18 protein-coding genes are annotated in these 17,944 nt (G+C 67.6%); 11 read left to right on the top strand and 7 right to left on the bottom strand.

Annotated elements, in window-relative coordinates; all coding sequences use genetic code 11:
• Positions 1-313 precede the first annotated feature (313 nt).
• From ACFXJL_RS09095 to ACFXJL_RS09085, 3 genes are read right to left on the bottom strand one after another with little or no spacing between them, the layout of a single operon-like run.
• The gene (locus tag ACFXJL_RS09095; RefSeq protein WP_384690635.1) at positions 314-718 is read right to left on the bottom strand and encodes an arsenate reductase ArsC; all 405 of its coding nucleotides are present in this window, start codon (positions 716-718) and stop codon (positions 314-316) included.
• Positions 711-1,808, bottom strand: coding sequence for an ACR3 family arsenite efflux transporter (gene arsB, locus ACFXJL_RS09090; RefSeq protein WP_358877499.1), 1,098 nt, complete (start codon positions 1,806-1,808; stop codon positions 711-713). The genes ACFXJL_RS09095 and arsB overlap by 8 nt, the downstream gene beginning before the upstream one ends.
• Entirely contained in the window at positions 1,805-2,203 is a 399-nt protein-coding gene (locus ACFXJL_RS09085) for an ArsR/SmtB family transcription factor (RefSeq protein WP_384690632.1), read from the bottom strand. The genes arsB and ACFXJL_RS09085 overlap by 4 nt, the downstream gene beginning before the upstream one ends.
• Positions 2,204-2,281: 78 nt before the next feature.
• Between ACFXJL_RS09085 and ACFXJL_RS09080 the strand changes: the two genes are divergently transcribed.
• From ACFXJL_RS09080 to ACFXJL_RS09065, 4 genes are all read left to right on the top strand, one after another.
• A complete protein-coding gene (locus ACFXJL_RS09080) occupies positions 2,282-2,752 on the top strand; it encodes an ArsI/CadI family heavy metal resistance metalloenzyme (RefSeq protein ID WP_384690629.1) in 471 nt (156 codons plus the stop codon).
• A gap of 310 nt (positions 2,753-3,062) precedes the next feature.
• Entirely contained in the window at positions 3,063-4,220 is a 1,158-nt protein-coding gene (locus ACFXJL_RS09075) for an acyl-CoA dehydrogenase family protein (protein ID WP_358877496.1), read from the top strand.
• 5 nt (positions 4,221-4,225) lie between these two features.
• On the top strand, positions 4,226-5,104 hold the full coding sequence (locus ACFXJL_RS09070; protein WP_384690626.1) for an acyl-CoA thioesterase: 879 nt from the start codon (positions 4,226-4,228) through the stop codon (positions 5,102-5,104).
• Positions 5,105-5,237: 133 nt separating this feature from the next.
• Entirely contained in the window at positions 5,238-6,218 is a 981-nt protein-coding gene (locus tag ACFXJL_RS09065) for a cation diffusion facilitator family transporter (RefSeq protein WP_358877494.1), read from the top strand.
• Here the strand turns inward: ACFXJL_RS09065 and ACFXJL_RS09060 are convergent.
• Positions 6,139-7,137 carry an endonuclease/exonuclease/phosphatase family protein gene (locus tag ACFXJL_RS09060; RefSeq protein ID WP_384690623.1) on the bottom strand — a complete coding sequence of 333 codons (999 nt, stop codon included), beginning with the start codon at positions 7,135-7,137 and terminating at the stop codon, positions 6,139-6,141. The two genes, ACFXJL_RS09065 and ACFXJL_RS09060, sit on opposite strands and share 80 nt — an antisense overlap.
• Entirely contained in the window at positions 7,137-7,628 is a 492-nt protein-coding gene (locus ACFXJL_RS09055; RefSeq protein WP_358877492.1) for an ATP-binding protein, read from the bottom strand. Before ACFXJL_RS09055 ends, ACFXJL_RS09060 begins: the two co-directional genes overlap by 1 nt.
• A gap of 280 nt (positions 7,629-7,908) precedes the next feature.
• On the opposite strand from ACFXJL_RS09055, the gene ACFXJL_RS09050 reads away from it, so the two are divergent.
• The 3 genes from ACFXJL_RS09050 (at position 7,909) to ACFXJL_RS09040 (ending at position 9,314) form a co-directional block, all read left to right on the top strand.
• Positions 7,909-8,802, top strand: coding sequence for a DUF5753 domain-containing protein (locus ACFXJL_RS09050; RefSeq protein ID WP_358877491.1), 894 nt, complete (start codon positions 7,909-7,911; stop codon positions 8,800-8,802).
• Between the two features lie 5 nt (positions 8,803-8,807).
• Positions 8,808-9,014 carry a DUF397 domain-containing protein gene (locus ACFXJL_RS09045; protein WP_358877490.1) on the top strand — a complete coding sequence of 69 codons (207 nt, stop codon included), beginning with the start codon at positions 8,808-8,810 and terminating at the stop codon, positions 9,012-9,014.
• 93 nt (positions 9,015-9,107) lie between these two features.
• A complete protein-coding gene (locus ACFXJL_RS09040; RefSeq protein WP_384690618.1) occupies positions 9,108-9,314 on the top strand; it encodes a DUF397 domain-containing protein in 207 nt (68 codons plus the stop codon).
• Between the two features lie 96 nt (positions 9,315-9,410).
• Here the strand turns inward: ACFXJL_RS09040 and ACFXJL_RS09035 are convergent, their stop codons facing one another.
• On the bottom strand, positions 9,411-9,740 hold the full coding sequence (locus tag ACFXJL_RS09035; protein WP_384690615.1) for a hypothetical protein: 330 nt from the start codon (positions 9,738-9,740) through the stop codon (positions 9,411-9,413).
• 98 nt (positions 9,741-9,838) lie between these two features.
• Between ACFXJL_RS09035 and ACFXJL_RS09030 the strand changes: the two genes are divergently transcribed.
• The 3 genes from ACFXJL_RS09030 to ACFXJL_RS09020 all read left to right on the top strand — a co-directional run bounded on the left by ACFXJL_RS09030 (position 9,839) and on the right by ACFXJL_RS09020 (position 15,649).
• The gene (locus ACFXJL_RS09030; RefSeq protein WP_384632107.1) at positions 9,839-10,117 is read left to right on the top strand and encodes a DUF397 domain-containing protein; all 279 of its coding nucleotides are present in this window, start codon (positions 9,839-9,841) and stop codon (positions 10,115-10,117) included.
• 371 nt (positions 10,118-10,488) lie between these two features.
• Positions 10,489-12,948, top strand: a complete 2,460-nt coding sequence (locus tag ACFXJL_RS09025; RefSeq protein WP_384690612.1) for a phosphatidylinositol-specific phospholipase C domain-containing protein — start codon at positions 10,489-10,491, stop codon at positions 12,946-12,948.
• A gap of 373 nt (positions 12,949-13,321) precedes the next feature.
• Positions 13,322-15,649 carry an ATP-binding protein gene (locus tag ACFXJL_RS09020; protein WP_384690609.1) on the top strand — a complete coding sequence of 776 codons (2,328 nt, stop codon included), beginning with the start codon at positions 13,322-13,324 and terminating at the stop codon, positions 15,647-15,649.
• A gap of 126 nt (positions 15,650-15,775) precedes the next feature.
• Here ACFXJL_RS09020 and ACFXJL_RS09015 read toward each other — a convergent pair whose 3' ends face one another.
• Positions 15,776-16,054 (bottom strand): hypothetical protein, encoded by a 279-nt coding sequence (locus ACFXJL_RS09015; RefSeq protein WP_358877484.1) that lies wholly within the window; start codon positions 16,052-16,054, stop codon positions 15,776-15,778.
• A 348-nt stretch (positions 16,055-16,402) separates the two neighbouring features.
• On the opposite strand from ACFXJL_RS09015, the gene ACFXJL_RS09010 reads away from it, so the two are divergent.
• The gene (locus tag ACFXJL_RS09010; RefSeq protein ID WP_384690606.1) at positions 16,403-17,932 is read left to right on the top strand and encodes an alpha/beta hydrolase; all 1,530 of its coding nucleotides are present in this window, start codon (positions 16,403-16,405) and stop codon (positions 17,930-17,932) included.
• Positions 17,933-17,944 lie beyond the last annotated feature (12 nt).

Below are 17,944 nucleotides of genomic sequence, written 5' to 3'. Positions count from 1 at the left end.
GCGCTTCGTTGCTTTTTCGACTTTAAGGGCAGGGGTTCGAATACCGAAGCGGAGGGTGTGCCTGCGGTACGGGGGGGGCGGGCAGCGCAGGCCCGGAACGCGGTGGGCACGGGTATCCAGCTGCGCAGGGCTCCGGAGCGCGGCCCCTTGTGCGGTGAACCCAGGAGTGCCCAGGAGTGCCCGGGAGTGCGCCCACCCGTCCGCGTAGGCCCGCACGGACAGCGCAGTACGCGGACCGCCCAGGCCCGGGGCGTCCTCAGGGCAAGAGTTGTCCCTCAAGGCAGGGGGCGTCCTTCAGGACAGGAGTGGTTCTTCAGGGCAGGAGTTGATCGAGCAACGCCCGCACCCTCCGCTCGATCTCGTCCCGAATGGGTCGGACCGCGTCTACACCCTGTCCGGCCGGGTCGTCGAGGCTCCAATCGAGGTAGCTCTTCCCGGGGAAGACGGGGCAGGTGTCGCCGCACCCCATGGTGATCACCACGTCGGATGCCTGGACCGCCTCCGCAGTCAGCATCTTGGGCACCTCGGCATGGAGGTCGATGTCCCTCTCGGCCATCGCCAGGACGACGGCGGGATTGATCGTCTCGGCGGGCGAGGAGCCCGCCGAACGCACGTCGATCCGCCCTTGGGCAAGACGGGTCAGGAAGGCGGCAGCCATCTGGGAGCGTCCCGCGTTGTGGACGCAGACGAAGAGGACGGAGGGCTTGGGCTCAGCCACGGGAGGCTCCCCCCAGGCCGAAGGCCGGCTCTCCCTCGGTGGACTGCTCGGGGAAGTGGCGGCGTAGGGCAAGCGCGACATGGACGAGACCGATGAGGACCGGTACCTCGATGAGCGGACCGACGACGCCGGCGAGGGCTTGCCCCGAGGTCGCCCCGAAGGTGGCGATGGCGACCGCGATGGCGAGTTCGAAGTTGTTCCCCGCGGCGGTGAAGGCGAGTGTCGTCGCCCTCGGGTAGTCCAGTCCGACGACCTTGCCGAGAGCAAACGAGCCGCCCCACATCAGGGTGAAGTACACGAGCAGCGGAAGCGCGATCCGGGCCACGTCCAAGGGCCGGGAGGTGATGGTGTCTCCCTGGAGGGCGAACAGGACCACGATGGTGAACAGCAGGCCGTACAGGGCGTAGGGGCCGATGCGGGGCACGAGGGTCGTCTCGTACCACTCGCGGCCACGTGCCCGCTCGCCGATGCGGCGGGTGAGGAACCCCGCGGCCAACGGGATGCCGAGGAAGACGAGGACGGCACGGGCGATCTCCCAGAAGGACACGTCCAGTCCGGTGGTCGCGAGCCCGAGCCAGCCGGGCAGCAGGTCGAGGTAGAACCAGCCGAGCAGCCCGAAGGCGATCACCTGGAAGATCGAGTTGAGAGCGACGAGGACGGCGGCGGCCTCACGATCGCCCCGCGCGAGGTCGTTCCAGATGATGACCATGGCGATGCAACGGGCGAGCCCGACGATGATCAATCCGGTGCGGTACTCAGGCAGATCGGGGAGGAAGGTCCAGGCGAGGGCGAACATCAACGCCGGGCCGACGATCCAGTTCAACGCCAACGAGGAGAGCAGGAGCGGTCGGTCGCGGGTCACGGTACCGACCCGGTCGTAGCGCACCTTGGCCAGTACCGGGTACATCATCACCAGCAGCCCGAGCGCGATCGGGAGTGACACCCCAGCCACGGTGATCCGCGCCAGCGCCTCGCCGAGTCCCGGTACGAGACGGCCGAGACCGAGACCGACGGCCATCGCGGCGAGGATCCACAGGGCGAGGTACCGGTCGAGGAAGGACAGCCGGGCAGCCACCCCCCGCTCGGTCATCCGCTGACCCTGGCGGCACCGGGGAGCGGTTCGCCCGAAGGTCGGGTGAGGATGCCGGCCAAGGTGTCGGTCATCTCGGGCAGCAGTCGGTAGTAAACCCAGGTCCCGCGCCGTTCGGAGGCGATCAGTCCGGCCTCCCTCAGCAGTTTCAGATGGTGGGAGATCGTCGGCTGGGAGAGGTCGAACGCAGGCGTGAGGTCGCAGACGCAGACCTCACCTCCGGCACGCGAGGCGATCATCGACAGCAGCCGCAGCCGCACCGGGTCTCCGAGTGCTTTGAACACCCTCGCCAGGACCACGGCCTGTTCCTCGTCCAGCGGCGCTGTGAGCAATCCGGGGCAGCACTCCGGACCCGTGGCGCTCTGCCCGATCACCGGAAGTTCTTGTTTCGACATACTTCTATGTTGACGTTCATCGATCCAGGATGCAACCTTGAATCGAGAAACTTCGATACAAGAAGAGAGAAGACCGTCATGTCACGCGTCCAGCTCGCCCTGAACGTCCCCGACCTCGAAGCCTCGGTGGCGTTCTACTCCCGACTGTTCGGCACCGAACCGGCCAAGCGCCGCCCCGGATACGCCAACTTCGCCATCGCAGAACCCCCGCTGAAGCTCGTCCTCATCGAGGGCGAGGAGGGCCAGGCCACCCGCCTGGACCACCTCGGCGTCGAAGTCGCCTCCAGCGACCTGGTCTCCGCCGCCACCGCACGACTCAAGGACGCCGGGCTCGCCACCTTCGAGGAGAACGACACCTCCTGCTGCTACGCCCTCCAGGACAAGGTCTGGGTCCACGGCCCCGGCAAGGAGCCCTGGGAGGTCTACGTGGTCAAGGCCGACGCCGACCGCATGGGCAAGGGTCCCGTACTCGACGAGGCCACCACCTCCCAGCAGGGCACCCCACCGCCGTCGCCGACCAGCACGGCGGGCTGCGCCTGCGGCAGCTGACGCCACCGGTCGCCGCCCGAACGATCCGGACGGCGACCGATCCAACCTCCCACCGCCCCAAGCCGACCCAACCAACACGGCCGACCCAACCAACACGGCCAGCCCGATCAACAGGACCAGCCCGATCAACACGGCCAACACGGCCAACCCTCCGGGCCGGACATGATCAGCCGCCGCACCCCGCCAACCGGATCGCCCACCTCCGCCTCCCCTGTGACGCAGGTTGCCCCAGGAGACCTGGACAGCCCCGAGAACCAACGGGTAACTTCGACTGAGCAAGCGCTTAGACATCTCACCGAGGGAGGCGTAAGTGCGCCGCAGCGTTTACAACGAGGACCACGAGGCGTTCCGGGAGACCGTGCGCGCCTTCATCGAAGCCGAGGTCGTCCCCGTCTACGACGAGTGGTACGCGGCGGGCCAGGCACCACGCGACTTCTACTACAAGCTTGGCGAGCTGGGCATCTTCGGCATCGAGGTGCCCGAGGAGTACGGCGGCGCCGGTGAGGAATCGTTCAAGTTCCAGGCCGTCATCACGGAGGAGTCGGCCCGTGCGGGCGTCTCCTTCGGCGGCTCGGGCGTCCATGTCGCGCTCTGCCTCCCGTACCTCATCGGATATGCCACCGACGAGCAGAAGAAGCGCTGGTTGCCTGACTTCGTCAGCGGCGCGGCCATGTACGCCATCGCCATGACCGAGCCCGGCACCGGCTCCGACCTGGCCGGGATGAAGACCACGGCCAAGCTCTCCGAGGACGGTACGCACTACGTTCTCAACGGTTCGAAGACCTTCATCACCGGTGGTGTGCACGCCGACAAGATGATCGTCTGCGCCCGTACGGCAGCCTCCACCCCCGAGGACCGCCGCCACGGCATATCCCTCTTCGTGGTGGACACCAAGGCGGAGGGGTACGCGGTCGGCCGCAAGCTCGACAAGCTCGGCCTGAAGACCTCCGACACGGCCGAACTCTCCTTCTCCGACGTCAAGGTCCCGGCTGAGGACCTCCTCGGCGAGGAGAACAAGGGCTTCTCCTACCTCGGACAGAACCTCCCCCAGGAGCGCCTGGCGATCGCGGTCGGCGCCTACGCCCAGGCCAGCGCGGCGATCCGGTTCACCCAGCAGTACGTCACCGACCGCACGGTCTTCGGCAAGACGGTCGCCTCCTTCCAGAACACGAAGTTCGAACTGGCCGCCTGCAAGGCCGAGGTGGACGCGGCCGAAGCCGTCGTGGACCGCGCGCTCGAAGCGCATGACGCAGGCGAACTGACCGCCGCCGAGGCCGCATCGGCGAAGCTGTTCTGCACCGAGGTCGCCCATCGGGTGATCGACAAGTGCCTCCAACTGCACGGCGGCTACGGCTATATGAACGAGTACCCCATCGCGCGTCTCTACGCCGACAACCGCGTCAACCGCATCTACGGCGGCACCAGCGAAGTCATGAAGTCGATCATCGCCAAGTCCATGGGTCTGTAGCCACCGTGAACAGCAGTAGCACCGCACTAGACGACCTGCTCGACCTCCTCGATCTGGAGCGGATCGAGCAGGACGTCTTCCGTGGGCAGTCACGCCCCTCGGTCATCCCACGGGTCTTCGGCGGACAGGTCGCGGCCCAGGCCCTGGTGGCCGCGGGCCGCACCGTCCCCGCGGACCGCACGGCCCACTCGCTCCACGCCTACTTCCTGCGCACGGGCGACGCGGGCGCCCCGATCGTCTACACGGTCGACCGCATCCGCGACGGGCGCTCCTTCACCACGCGCCGGGTCGTCGCCGTCCAGCACGGCCAGCCGATCTTCCACCTCTCGGCCTCCTTCCAGACGTACGAGGAAGGGTTGGAGCACCAGGCGCCGATGCCCTCGGCGCCACCGCCAGAGTCGCTCCCCACGGCGGAGGAGATCCTCCCGGCCCACTCCGACGTCATCGATCCGCGCGTCGCGGAACGGCTGTTGGAGGCCCGGGCCGCCGTCGACCTGCGCTATGTGGACGCCCCACCCTTCGCCAGCGTCGGCGAGGTGCGCAAACCGCGCTCCCAGGTCTGGTTCCGCGCCAACGGCAAGCTCGCCGACGACCCGCTGTTGCACATCTGCCTGGTGACGTACGTGTCCGACATGACCCTGCTCGACTCGGTGCTGCTCGCGCACGGCCGGGGCGGCTGGGCCGTCGGCGATGTGGTGGGCGCTTCCCTGGACCACGCCATGTGGTTCCACCGCCCGTTCCGCGCGGACGAATGGCTGCTGTACGACCAGGAGTCGGCGTCCTCCTCCGGCGGCAGGGGCCTGGGCCAGGCACGCATCTACACCGAGGACGGCCAGCTGGCGGTGTCGGTGATCCAGGAGGGAGTGGTACGGGTCCCGCGCTGAGGTCCTGCCCGCTGCCCGTCACCGGCCCCGGTTCGGAGCACCACCCGCCCTTTCGACCGTATGCAGCACAGGTGAGCGGACTTCCGCGCGAGCATCCCTCGCCCCATACGGAACAGTGCATACGGTCGCGTACATGAGCGAACCGGACAGCGGGGCGGCCGTTCCCACCGAGAGCACCTTCACCGTCATCGTGGCGGCGGTCGCCAATCTCGGCATCGCCGTGGCAAAAGCGATCGCGGGGATCATCAGCGGCTCCAGCGCCATGCTCTCCGAGGCGGCGCACTCGGTGGCGGACACCGTCACCGAACTACTCCTGCTGACCGCGCTGAAGCGCAGCGAACGGCCGGCGGACGAGGATCACCCCCTCGGGTACGGGCCCGAGCGCTATGTCTGGGCACTGCTCGCCTCCGTCGCCACCTTCGTCGGCGGCGCGGTGTTCGCGATCTACGACGGCATCCACACCCTCACCCACGGCGAGGAGTTGGGCGACCCGCTCATCTCTTACATCGTGCTCGCCATCGCATTCGTCCTCGAAGGCTTCTCGCTACGGACCGGGGTGCGCCAGATCCGCGCGGAGGCAGCCCTCCTCGGCACGCCTGCCGGCCACTACCTCAAGGTGACCCCGGACACGGCGGTCAAGGCGGTCGTCATGGAGGACACGGCCGCCCTCGCCGGACTGCTGCTGGCGGCGGGCGGCCTGCTGGGCGCACAGCTCAGCGGTTCGGGGATCTTCGACGGTGTCGCGTCGATCCTCATCGGGGTACTGCTGGTGTACGTGGCGTGGGAACTGGGCCGCAGCAACGCCCAGTTCCTCATCGGCCGTGCACTCCCCCGTCGAATGCGGGAAGCGGTGGTGGACGAGATCCTCACCGTTCCGCACATCGTGGCCGTACTGGAGCTGACCACCCTGATCCAGGGCCCGAAGGAGATCCTGATCGCGGCGAAGGTCGACTTCCGGGACGCCTCCAGCGCCCGCCAGGTCGAATGGGCCTGCGAGGAGGCGGAGGAACAACTCCGCGAGCGCTTCCCCGCGATCAGACGTGTGTACCTCGACCCGACACCGGGCCTGGGAGACGAGGCTCCGACTCCCGGCCTGGGAGGCGGGGCTCCATGAGGCTCGTGTCCAACACCACCGGCAGATGATCGGAGACCGCCCGCGCCTCTGGGGTGTCATGGGTGCGGTACGACTCCACCGGCAGCCCCCGTACGAGGATGTGGTCCAGCCGCAGGGGGATGCCCTCGCCGTGTCCGACCGTCGCGGCCCTGGCCCGCCCGGTGAGTGACTGCGGATCGATCCACCCGGCGTTGACCAGAACGGCCAGGGCACGCCGGTCCATCGGCCCGAAGTTCCCATCGGGAGCGATCAGCCGATGCCGTGCGTGCAGATTCCGGGGTAGGCGCTCCCAGTCCACCGGTTCGGCGTCGTCCGGGTCCGGGCAGTGGAGATCGCCCAGGAGGAGGGCTCGATCCGGCATCCCGGGGAGGGGACCGGCATAGTCGGTCAGACAACGCGCCTCGGCGAGCCGGCGATCTCCGTCGAGATGAGTGAGGTGAGTGCCGAAGACGAGCACGTCATGGCGATCGTCCCGGGTGTGGACGGGTCGCAGCCGGGCCCTGATCAACGCATGGTGGTACACGCCCGCGCCGAGGGTGCGCCGGCCGATCAGCCGGAGCGCGCTGGGTCGGTAGAGCAGGGCCGTGTGATTGCGGCCGTCTCCTAACCGGGAGGGCTCCATCCGCACCGGGACCATGCCGAGCACGTCCGCCATCCAGAGCAGCCGACGTTCCTCGTCCGCGTCCCAGAAGGTGCACTCCTGAAGGGCGAGCACATCAGGTCGCAAGGCGGCCAGCACTTCGGACTGTCCCCTCAGTCTGCGCTCCAGGACACCGTCCACCCCGCCGAGGTCGAGATTCCAGCTCACGGCCCGGATGTTCCCGACGCCGACGCCGCACCGGTCCCGTAAGTCGTCCAGACCCTTCAGCGCCCGCACCCAGCGGGCGAGGTCGACCATGTCGGGACTCGCCGTCGGCATCAGGACTCCCGGGGCAGGGCGAGTGCACACCACACGCGCCCGTCGGAAGGGGCCACTCCCCAGGACTCGGCGAGCGCATCGACCAGATACAGCCCGCGACCGCCTTCCTCCCAGGGCTCTGCCTGCCGCGGCCGAGGCTGCGGGCCGCTGCCACCACCACCGACTTCGATCCGCACATGGGTGGTGGTACGCCCCAGCCATACGCGAACGCTGTCCCCACTGCCGTGCTGAAAGGCGTTGGTCACCAACTCGGAGATCACCAACTCGGCGTCTTCGGCCAGCCCCTCCATCCCCCAGTGCTGAAGCTGCACCCGCCCCAGCCCCCGCACCTGCCCGGGCCGCGCCCGATCCAACGCACTGAGCTGCTCCCCGGGCGCAGTGGTCCGACCGAACCGGATCTCAAAACCGGGGGTGGGAGGTGGGAGGTACGGGGTGAAGGTGCCGGTGTGGCGCACGGTGGGGGTGGGTGGGGGTGTGGTTCTGATCGTCATGAATCAGCCTCCGCGTCCAGGGGGTCGATGGCGCGAACACAGCGCTCGATCCCTCAAAAGGGCTGAGAGGTCCAACAAGACCACCGTCGCGCTCGTTCTCTCAACTACGGTGACGCGTAGAGGAAATGCATCGCAACCAGATCGCCGATGAAAATTCAGCGAAGCCTCAAAGTGGACTATGCACACAGGTGCGCAAGAGGTTGGGGTGCCTGCGCAGGGGACGCAGATCGCTGCGCAGGGCGATACTGAACGAGCACAGTGGCACTTGGAGGGTGCACAGGTGGCAGCAAAGCGCGGGGCGACCGGAAGGCGTCTCGAACTAGGTATCCAGCTCAGGCAGCTTCGCGAGAACTGCCCTGGGGTCGAGGAGGGCCGACTCACGGGAATGACCCGCAAGGAGGCCATCCGGGGCCTGCGGGACATCTCTGAGGCGACGCTCGCACGGATCGAGTTAGGAGAACTGAACTTCCGTCGCAACGTGGGCAACCTGCGCACCTTGCTGAAGCGGTACGGGGTCACTGATCCGGAGTTGGTCCAACAGCTCGTAGAGCTGAACAGGGAAGCCCCGAACGAGGACTGGCTAACCCAGTACCGCAGTTTTATGCCGACGGGGATGCCGCACTACGTCGGTCTGGAGGCGGAGGCCAGCGCCATCTCGGCCTACCACCCAACGGTTGTCCATGGCCTTGTCCAGACCGAAGGCTACGCGAAAGCGATCTTCGAAATGGAGAGGCCGGTCGAAGACACCACTGCCGAGTTCGTCAAGCGCAATGTGGAACTTCGGATGGAGCGGAAGCGAAGAGTACTAACCCGCGAGGAACCTCTTCGTTTGCGCATCATCCTCGGCGAAGCCGCCTTGCGAATCCCCGTTGGCGATGACGCCGTGATGCGCGAGCAGTATCAGGCACTCATCGATCTGGCACGCGAGGACCACGTATCGATACAGGTCATGCCCTTCCGTCGCGGGTACCGCTCGATCAGTGACTTCGCAATCCTGACCCTTGGCGACCTGCCGCCCCGTGTCCAGTCCGACAACGCATGGGGAGCGATCTCTACCTCGGACAAACCCCGCGAGGTAGACCGGTTCACCCGCCGCTTCAACGCAATGCTGGGTGTGGCCCTTGAGGTCGAAGAGACCATCGAATTCCTAGCGAAACTAGCCGGAAGGCAGTAGAGACCATGAATTCACCTACCCGAGCTACCGATCTGGCGTCCGAATGCGCATGGTTCAAGTCCTCCTACAGCGGCGGAACCGGCAACAGTTGTGTGGAAGTTGCAAGCCTGGCTGACCAGGTCGGCATCCGCGACTCCAAGGATCGAAACGGCTTCGCAATCGTCGTCCCTACCACCACGTGGAACACCTTCGTAGCATTCGTAGTCCACTAGCAGGTGCACTTGCGACACATTGTGCTTGCACGAAAGTCTTCTGGACTCCTGGAACAACTGGAGATACACGAACTAGCGCAGGAGATGTTCCCCGTGTCCAATGAGATGAGGGCGCCAGAGTTGGCACCCAAGCACACTTGGAAGAAGTCCTCCCGTAGCGACAGCCAGGGCGGAGCCTGTGTTGAGATCGCCAGCCTGACGAATCAGGTCGGCATCCGCGACTCCAAGAACAAGCAGGGGCCAGCGCTCCTCGTCCCAACCACCACGTGGAACACCTTCGTAGCCTTCATCACCCGCTAGCAACAACCTCGTCCTGAAGCTGCACAAACCGATGCGGAGTGCTCACCCGTACTACCAGGGGGAGCACTCCGCATCCGCGCATCCAACGACCAGCCCCTAAAAGGGTGCCGGCACAACAGAAGCCGTCGCCATCCCGTTGTGATCCAGGGAATGAGGGCTCAACTCAACACTCCTGATGCGCACGCCTGGAAGATCGTCAAACAGGGCCAGAGCATCCGCAACGGCATCCGTGAGCTGATTGGCTTCGAAGTAGCAGACGAAGTTTGACTCCACCCCGCGAACCTCTTCGAGACCGATGCGTCCGTCGTTTAAGGAGTCGAGACCAGCCAGGGTGTCATCCTGCTCTGGGGTCAACGGCTCGTCGGTGTGCAAGATGAAGTGCCAGCTACGCACGTTCGTCTTCTGATGCTGGTTTCCGAGTCCCATGGCTCAGTGGTACACCCGCTGGTGGAAGCAGAGCGTGGCAACGAACTTCTTCACCCCATCGGAGAAGTCGGGCTCCCGAATCCGGTCCACCGTTCGGGATGGCTGGCACACTCACCAGCTCTACGAAGACCGTCAAGTTCCTGAACAACGAGCGGAGAGGTGGCAGAGCCATCAACACTCACACCGCGACTCATGAACTGGCCCCCGAGAGCGCTTGGCGCAAGTCCTCCTACAGCGATGGAACCGGCAACTGCTGTGTGGAAATCGCGCATCTGACCGGCCAGGTCGGCATCCGAGACTCCAAAGACCAGCAGGGACCAGCGCTCCTCGTCCCTGCCACCACGTGGAACACCTTCGTAGCCTTCATCGCCCGCTAGCAACGACCACACCCTAAAACCGCACAACCCGATGCGGAGTGCTCGCCTGGACCACCAGGGCGCCAAGCACTCCGCATCGGCGCATCCAGAAGCCAAGTTCGAAGGCGAACCTCCCCCAGAGACGGCCATGCCTCCGCCGTCCCCGGCACAAATACCGCCCGCTACTTCTGCCGGTGAGAGTTCCTGGTCGGGCGAAAGGGGGTGCTGTTGGATCAGGGCTGGTCCGGTCCGGGATGGAAGGAAGTCCTATGAGACAACAGCGAAGAACGTCTGGACGTACAAGAGCTGCTGGACGGTGGATCTGGCAAAGAGGCGCAGCGGTTCTGGCATTCACCCTGGCCATCGGCCTGACGACAGAAGCGCTTTCCCCCATGGAAGCAGAGGCGGCGGATCGGGCGTCGTACTACAAGTCCCTGACGACTGCCCACCATCCCGACTGGATGTCGAAGATCAACGACGATGTGTCGCTGGGTCGGCTCTCGATTCCCGGAACACATGACACGCTCGCCATTCGGGGTGGCGACGCCGCTGTCACCCAGGAGGACCACGGCATCAGTGGTGCCACCCTGCGTGCTCAGCTCCTGGCCGGTGTGCGCTCCATCGACATTCGTGTCCGTGTCATCGGCGACAACTTCACGATCCACCACGGCATCTTCTATCAAGAAGCCAACTTCTCCGATGTGCTCGCCGTGCTGAAGACGTTCCTCGCCGAGCGCCCGACTGAGACAGTCCTGCTGAACCTCAAGGCCGAGTGCGCCGGCAGTTGGCCCAAATCCTGTACGGACGATCCGGACACCACCACCGGTGCGGACCGACTGCGAATCTTCGAGAAGTACCGGGACAGCGACCCCAATCGCGACGTCCTCTACCAGCCCTCCGTCTCCGGCACGGGGACCATTGACGTTCCCACCCTGGGTCAGGTGCGCGGCAAAGCGGTCCTCACCCAGTTCCGCGGACCGCACGGCGGCCCCTTCAGCGGTCTGGGGCTGACCAAGCTCTACTCCCCTGAGGACAGGGCCCATCACATCCAGGACGAGTACGAAGTCCCGACCATCTTCGACATCGACGCGAAATGGCGCAAGGCACAGGACCACTTCGTCAGGACCAATGCCGACGCCGACAAGAACTCGCTCTACCTCAACTACCTCAGCGGCGGCAGCATGGGGGCCTACCCGTACTCCGTCGCCGGTGGTACGCCAGGAATTCGAGGGGTCAACGACTTCGCCCTGGAATACCTCCAGGCAGGCCATGCGAACCGTACCGGGGTGGTGATCATGGACTTCCCGGGCGGCGCGCTGATCGACCAGATCCTCGCCGCCAATGCGACCCTGCCGCCTCCCCGTGCCAAAGTGGTGCGCCTGGCGGTCATGCCGCTCGGTGACTCGATCACCCTGGGAGTGGGCAGCAACACACGGACCGGCTACCGGCCGGCCCTGGCGGCTGCACTCGGCAAGGAAGCCACCACCCTGGAGTTCGTAGGTTCGCAGGTCGACGCCGACGGAGTGACCCGTCACGAGGGGCACTCGGGCTGGCGCATCGACCAGCTCCAGGCCGAGATCGAGACCTGGTTGGCCGAGGCCAAGCCGAACATCATCACGCTGCACATCGGCACCAACGACATGAACCGCGACTACCAGGTCGCCAGCGCACCGCAGCGGCTGGGCGCGCTGATCGACCAGATCCACACCGCGTCGCCCGACACCGCAGTCGTGGTCGCCTCCCTGGTCCCGGCCACCGACCCGGCGGTCCAGGCCCGCGTCAACACGTACAACGCGGCGATTCCCGGCATCGTCTCTTCCCGGGCCGCGCAGGGCTACAAGATCGCCCAGGTCAGCATGGGCGGGCTGACCAACGCCGATCTGGACGACAACCTGCACCCCAACAACGCCGGCTACACGAAGATGGCCAACGCGTTCCTCGGTGGCGTCCGCGAAATCGCCGACAAGGGCTGGATCAAGGAAACGGTCGTGGTCAAGCCCGCGCCGCCGAAGCGGGCCACCAGCGTCGGCGACTACAACGTCGACATCAACGGCGACGGGTTGGCCGACTACCTGGCCGTCGACGACAACGGTGCCACCCGGGCCTGGCTCAACAACGGGGCCGGTGGCTGGACCGCTCAGGGTTACATCGCCTCCGGCTCGACGGCCTGGACCGGTAGCCAGGTGCGCTTCGCCGACGTGGCTGGGGACGGCCGGGCCGACTACCTCGTCGTCGAGCCAGGCGGTGCCGTGCGCGCGTTCGTCAATCTCGGTGGCGACGGCCGCGGGGGCTGGACCGACAAGGGCACCATTGCCACCGGCTCCTCGGCATGGACGGGCAGCCAGGTGCGGTTCGCCAACGTCGGCGGCGACGCCTACGCCGACTACCTCGTCGTGGGCGACAACGGCGCCACGCGGGCGTTCCTGAACTCCACGAACGCCACCACGGGCGTGATCCAGTGGACCGACCAGGGCACCATCGCCTCCGGCTCGGCCGCCTGGACCGGCAGTCAGGTGCGCTTCGCCGACATCGGAGGCGACGACCGTGCCGACTACCTCGTGGTGGAGGACAACGGCGCCACCCGCGCCTTCGTCAACGCCGGTGGCAATGGCCGCGGAGGCTGGACCGACAAGGGCGTCATCGCCACGGGCTCGGCCAACTGGCTGGGAAGCCAGGTGCGGTTCGCCAACATCAGCGGTGACGCCCGACCCGAGTTCCTGATCCTCGACGACAACGGCGCCATCCGCTCCTTCCTCAACACGACCGACGCCACGACGGGTGCCATCAGGTGGACCGACCAGGGCATCGTCGCCACCGGCGTCGGAGCGCCCGGACACCGCGTCCGCATCTGACACGCGCAACCCCCTGGACGCTTGTCCTTCCGCGGGGCGAGATCCCGAGTCGTACACCGCTTGATCACTGAGGTGTGAGGGCGCGCAGTTGCGACAGACGCTCGGCTGGTTCCTCCGGCCGGGCGTCTTTCGTGGGGCCGGTGAGTTGGGCAGCGACGGCGTGAATGCGCTCCCGGTGGTGCTCCCGGTGGTGCACGGAAGCGTCGCTTCCTTCGGCGAAAGTCCTTACGCCAGAGACTCGTTGATGCCCGCACCGCGCAGATCGAGAGGCCGTGCACCAGGCATTTTCCACTGCTAGAAGGAGTGTCTTGCATACTTCTGTCGGAGGAGTTCGGCGTTCCGGCCGAGCCATGCTGACCGGGGGAATCCAGACATGGGCGGCGCTGTGTCGGACACCGGCGACTTCGGCCGGCGCCTGCACGCACTGCGGGTCGACGCCGGTATCAGGCAGGAGGAACTGGCGCACGCCGCCGGGGTGAGCGTGCGCGCTCTGTCGAACCTGGAACGCGGACGGTCCCGGGGCCCGCAGCGCCGTACCGTGCAGGCCCTGGCCGCCGCACTGGGCCTGGACGCCCCCACTGCCATGGCGCTGGAACGATCCGCCAGCCTCGGCCGCCCCCGAACCTCCGGCGGGCCGGCCACCGAACCGTCCGAACCATCCGACGGCCCCGCCCTGCGGCACACGCTGACGCTCCCCCGCGACCTCCATGACTTCACCGCTCGCGGCCCGGCTCTGGCCCGGCTGCTGGCGCTGGTGGAGCACGCCGACCCCGCTCATCCTCCGATCGCGGTGATCTGCGGACAACCAGGGCTGGGGAAGACCTCCTTCGCCGTTCACGCCGCCCATGTCCTCGCCCCGCACTTCCCGGACGGACAGTTACACCTCGATCTGCGGGGAATGGCGGCCCAGCCGACACCCCCGCAGGAGGCCCTGGCCAAACTGCTGGCCGCCCTGGGTGTGGCCGAGCAGATGGTGCCCCGCGACCTGGAGGACCGGGCGGGGCTGTTCCGCTCCCTCGCCGCGACCCGGCGTCTGTTGCTGGTGCTCGACAACGCGGTCGACGAGAACCAGTTACGCCCCCTGCTCCCGGGGACCGGCGCCTGTCTCACCATCGTCACCAGTCGCAGCAGCCTCACCGCTCTGGAAGCAGTGCACCGGGTGGAACTCTCACTGCTACGCCGTGAGGAAGCGGTCGAACTGCTCACCCGTATCGTCGGCGTCGAGCGCGTCTCACGCGAGGCGCAGGCCACCCGCGATCTGGCCGATCTGTGCGGGCGGCTGCCGCTGGCCCTGCGCATCGCCGGCCAGCGCCTCGCCGCCCGGCCGCACGAGAGCCTCGGCAAGCTCGCCGCCCAACTCGACCGCGAGGAAAGAAGGCTGGACACCCTCCAGGCGGGCGACCTGAGGGTTCGGGCCGCCTTCGCGCTCTCGTACCAACAACTCGACGCCCCATCGCGGCTCCTCCTGCGGCGCTGTGCGCTCGCCGCAGGCCAGGACGTGAGCCCCGAGACCGCCGCACTCCTCGCCGGAATCCCGCTCCGCGACGCCGGACTGCGCCTGGAGGAACTCTGCGACCGCGGATTGCTCCAGGTCGATGCAACGGCGGAGCGTTACCGGCTCCATGACCTCCTCAAGCTGTTCGCGGCCGAACAGTCGACCGCCGAGGACGACCCGCCCACCCGGGACGAGGCGCTGGACCGCACCACCCGCTGGATGCTGGCCCGGGCGACCACGGCCGCGCTCCACTTCGACGCCGAGCGGCACAGCACACCGGCCGGCGACCCCGATCCGGCCACCGCCCCCACCGGTCGCGACCAGGCCCGCGCCTGGCTGGAAGCCGAGCGGGACCAGTGGCTCGCCGCCCTGCACCACGCCCACACCGTCGGCCGGTACCGACAGGTCCTCGACACTGCCGAGGCGATGCACTGGTTCTCCGACCTGACCCAGCACTGGCAGCAGTGGACGGCCGTGTTCCAACACGGCACCGACGCCGCCCGGGCCCTCGGCAGCCCGCACGAAGAAGCGACGCAACTCAACTACCTCGCCTGGGCCCAGAACAGGTGCGCCCACAACCCTTATGCGGCACTCGAAGCCGCCGACGCCGCCCTCGCCGTGGCCCGTGCCTGCGGGGACTCTCTCCAGACGGGCTGGGCGCTGGGATACGGCGCCGGTGCGCTGCGCCGTCTCGGCCGGACGGACGAAGCCATCGCCCGGCTCCACGCGGCGGCTGCCTGCCACCGCGACAACCCGTCGACCTCGGGCAGGCTCGCCGAACTGACCACCCTCAACGCGCTCGGCGAGACCCTGCGCGAACACGGCCGCGCCGATCAGGCACTCGAACACCATCTGTACGGCCTGGAGATCTGCGACCAGGGAATCTCAGGGCAGGCACCCCATCTCCTCGCCCTGTTCCACGCCGTCACCCTGCAACACCTCGGCAATGATTATGCGGCGCTCGACCGATGGCAGGAGGCAGAAGCTCCCCTGCGAAGGGCATGGGACACCTTCGAGGAGATGGACATGCCGGGGTGGTCCGGGCCCGCGCAACTGGAACTCGGACGCGTCCTGCGGCAGCTCGACCGCCTCGGGGAAGCCCGTACGGCGCTGGCCTCCGCCCTGCACACGCTCACCGAGCACCACCACCCGCTCCAGAGCGAAGCCGCCGCCGAACTCCACGCCCTGGACCGTGCCCACGGCTGACACCCGCGCCGACCGTCCGATCCCCGACCGTGCGCCACGGGCGGTGAGCACTCTCGGTGGACCGCAACAGCCGGTGCCACCGGCACACCATGGCGCACAGGCGGGCCGGCAACAGGGGCCGTCCGTTCAGTCGGTCCCGGAGACCCTTCGGCGCCACCAGAGCTGGGACAGCCCGATCAACAGCAGGCCGACGAGCATCAGCGGAATCTGGACCTCGAAGGGGAGCACCGGTTGCAGCCCGAGGGCCGCACCCAGCAGGAGGGCACCGGCACCCCATATCCCCGGCCGGTGCACGCTCCGGCGGAGCCAGGGAAAGGCCACGCGCCCGGTCACCAGGGCCAGCACACCTGCTGCGGCGAACGTCAACGCCAGCGCAAATCTGATCACCAGAAAGACCGTGGACATACTCCCCCATCTCCGGCGCCTCCACCGGGCCCCAGTCAGTGATGTTGTCAGCCGCACAGCAGAGCGACAATGCCGGAGGCCGGCAGTGTGCACCCCTCTTGACCACGGCGAGTCGCGCGGTGGCCCGGTCCGGGCGGATGCGCGCCACGAAGCAGGCGCCGCGTCGACGTCCGACGGGACGACTGGACGACTGGACGACTGGACGACTGGACGATGGGACGACGGGACGACGGGACGATGGGACGACGGGACAGCGAGACAGCGAGACAGCGGGACAGCGGGACAGCGGGACGACACGCCACCGCCGATCGGACACGGCCCACAGCGGCGCCAGTAGCGTTCGAGATCATGAAGAGAACCGCAGTTCTCGGCGCGGTCGCCCTGTCGATCGCAGCCCTCGCCATGACCGCCGGGGCACCCGTCGCTGCATCCCCCACCGCGGGGGACCACGCGCTGGAGCGGTTTCGGAAGCAGCCCGTCACATGGACAGCCTGTAGGGACGTCTCGCTCGCCGCGAGCGGTACGCGGTGCGCGCGGATCACCGTCCCGCTCGACTACGGCAGGCCGGGAGGCCGCACCATCGAGATCGCGATCTCACGGATCACCTCGTCCGATCCGGCGAAGCGCCGCGGCATCCTCCAGACCAACCCGGGCGGGCCCGGCGTCCGGGGCTTGGCCATGCCGCGGGATCTGCGGAGGGTGATGAGCCCGGGGGTGGCGGCGGCGTACGACGTGATCGGCATGGACACCCGCGGGCTCGGCGAGAGCACTCCCGCGGACTGCGGGCTGGATCGCAGCAGCTGGCTCCTGTACGCGCCGGGGCCCGACCGGGCGGGGTTCGACGAGAGCGTACGGCTCGCCCGGAAGGACGCCCGCACCTGCTGGGACGAGCAAGCCGATCTGCTGCCGCATCTGTCGACTCGCAATGTCGCCCGGGACGTGGACATCGTCCGCAGTGCTCTGGGCGAGGCGAAGACCTCGTGGTTCGGGCATTCGTACGGGACGGTCCTGGGCTCCACCTACGCCCAGATGTTCCCGCAGCGGGTCGATCGGTTGGTCCTGGACAGTGCACCGGACCCCGCCGAGTACCCGCTGCGGATGGTGCGCCGCACGGGCCTCGCCAATGAGCGGGCGCTCGACGACTTCGCACGCTGGGTCGCGCCGCGGCACGGTGAGTACGGGCTCGGGCGTACGCCCGCCGAGGTGCGCGCCGGAGTGGAGGCCATGGTCGCTCGGGCGCGGAAGGCACCGATCCACCTCGGTGGACATCGGATCAGCGACCATGAGTTGCCGCTGCTGTTCTACGTCTCCGTGACCGATGACACGGCGGATCCGCAATTTGCGCAGATGCTGCGGATCCTGTCGGACGCGGCCACGGCCACGGCGGACGGGAAGCCGGTCACCGTACCGCCTTGGCTTCAGGGCATCCTGGACCTGCTGTTCGCGTCCGTGGGTTCCGACCGGGCAGCGGACTACGCGGGCCAGTTGGGCATCGTCTGCGCCGACGCCGCCATGCCCAGCGACCCAGAGCACTACTGGAGAGCAGTCCAACGCGTCCGTGCATCACAACCGGTGTTCGGGCCCCTGACCCATGCGCCGCTCCCCTGCGCGTTCTGGCCGGAGCAGCCGCGCGAGTCACTGACCAGGATCGACAACGAGGTTCCCGCGCTCCAGGTCCAGGCGACCGGGGACTCCCGAACCACCTATGAGTCGGGGCTGCGGATGCATCGGGCGATGCGCGGCTCCCGGCTGGTGACCGTGCCCGTCCGGGGGCACACGATCTACGGCCACTACCCCAACGACTGCGTCGACGAGACGGTGAACACCTATCTGCTGCACGGGACACTGCCCGGACGGGACATCGTCTGCGCCCGTTGAAGGCAGGCGCGC

The sequence above is a fragment of the Streptomyces sp. NPDC059256 genome (assembly GCF_042753785.1).
Classification (GTDB): domain Bacteria; phylum Actinomycetota; class Actinomycetes; order Streptomycetales; family Streptomycetaceae; genus Streptomyces.
This window is presented reverse-complemented; position numbering and strand designations above follow the sequence as displayed.

Bases quoted from the DNA above. Each gene is read 5' to 3' on its own strand.
- ACFXJL_RS09015 (WP_358877484.1), bottom strand. From the start codon at position 16,054: ATGTCCACGGTCTTTCTGGTGATCAGATTTGCGCTGGCGTTGACGTTC.
- ACFXJL_RS09010 (WP_384690606.1), top strand. From the start codon at position 16,403: ATGAAGAGAACCGCAGTTCTCGGCGCGGTCGCCCTGTCGATCGCAGCC.
- ACFXJL_RS09060 (WP_384690623.1), bottom strand. From the start codon at position 7,137: ATGCCGACGGCGAGTCCCGACATGGTCGACCTCGCCCGCTGGGTGCGG.
- ACFXJL_RS09055 (WP_358877492.1), bottom strand. From the start codon at position 7,628: ATGACGATCAGAACCACACCCCCACCCACCCCCACCGTGCGCCACACC.
- ACFXJL_RS09035 (WP_384690615.1), bottom strand. From the start codon at position 9,740: ATGGGACTCGGAAACCAGCATCAGAAGACGAACGTGCGTAGCTGGCAC.
- ACFXJL_RS09025 (WP_384690612.1), top strand. From the start codon at position 10,489: ATGGAAGCAGAGGCGGCGGATCGGGCGTCGTACTACAAGTCCCTGACG.
- ACFXJL_RS09080 (WP_384690629.1), top strand. From the start codon at position 2,282: ATGTCACGCGTCCAGCTCGCCCTGAACGTCCCCGACCTCGAAGCCTCG.
- ACFXJL_RS09065 (WP_358877494.1), top strand. From the start codon at position 5,238: ATGAGCGAACCGGACAGCGGGGCGGCCGTTCCCACCGAGAGCACCTTC.
- ACFXJL_RS09030 (WP_384632107.1), top strand. From the start codon at position 9,839: ATGGCTGGCACACTCACCAGCTCTACGAAGACCGTCAAGTTCCTGAAC.
- ACFXJL_RS09085 (WP_384690632.1), bottom strand. From the start codon at position 2,203: ATGTCGAAACAAGAACTTCCGGTGATCGGGCAGAGCGCCACGGGTCCG.
- ACFXJL_RS09020 (WP_384690609.1), top strand. From the start codon at position 13,322: ATGGGCGGCGCTGTGTCGGACACCGGCGACTTCGGCCGGCGCCTGCAC.
- ACFXJL_RS09045 (WP_358877490.1), top strand. From the start codon at position 8,808: ATGAATTCACCTACCCGAGCTACCGATCTGGCGTCCGAATGCGCATGG.
- arsB (WP_358877499.1), bottom strand. From the start codon at position 1,808: ATGACCGAGCGGGGGGTGGCTGCCCGGCTGTCCTTCCTCGACCGGTAC.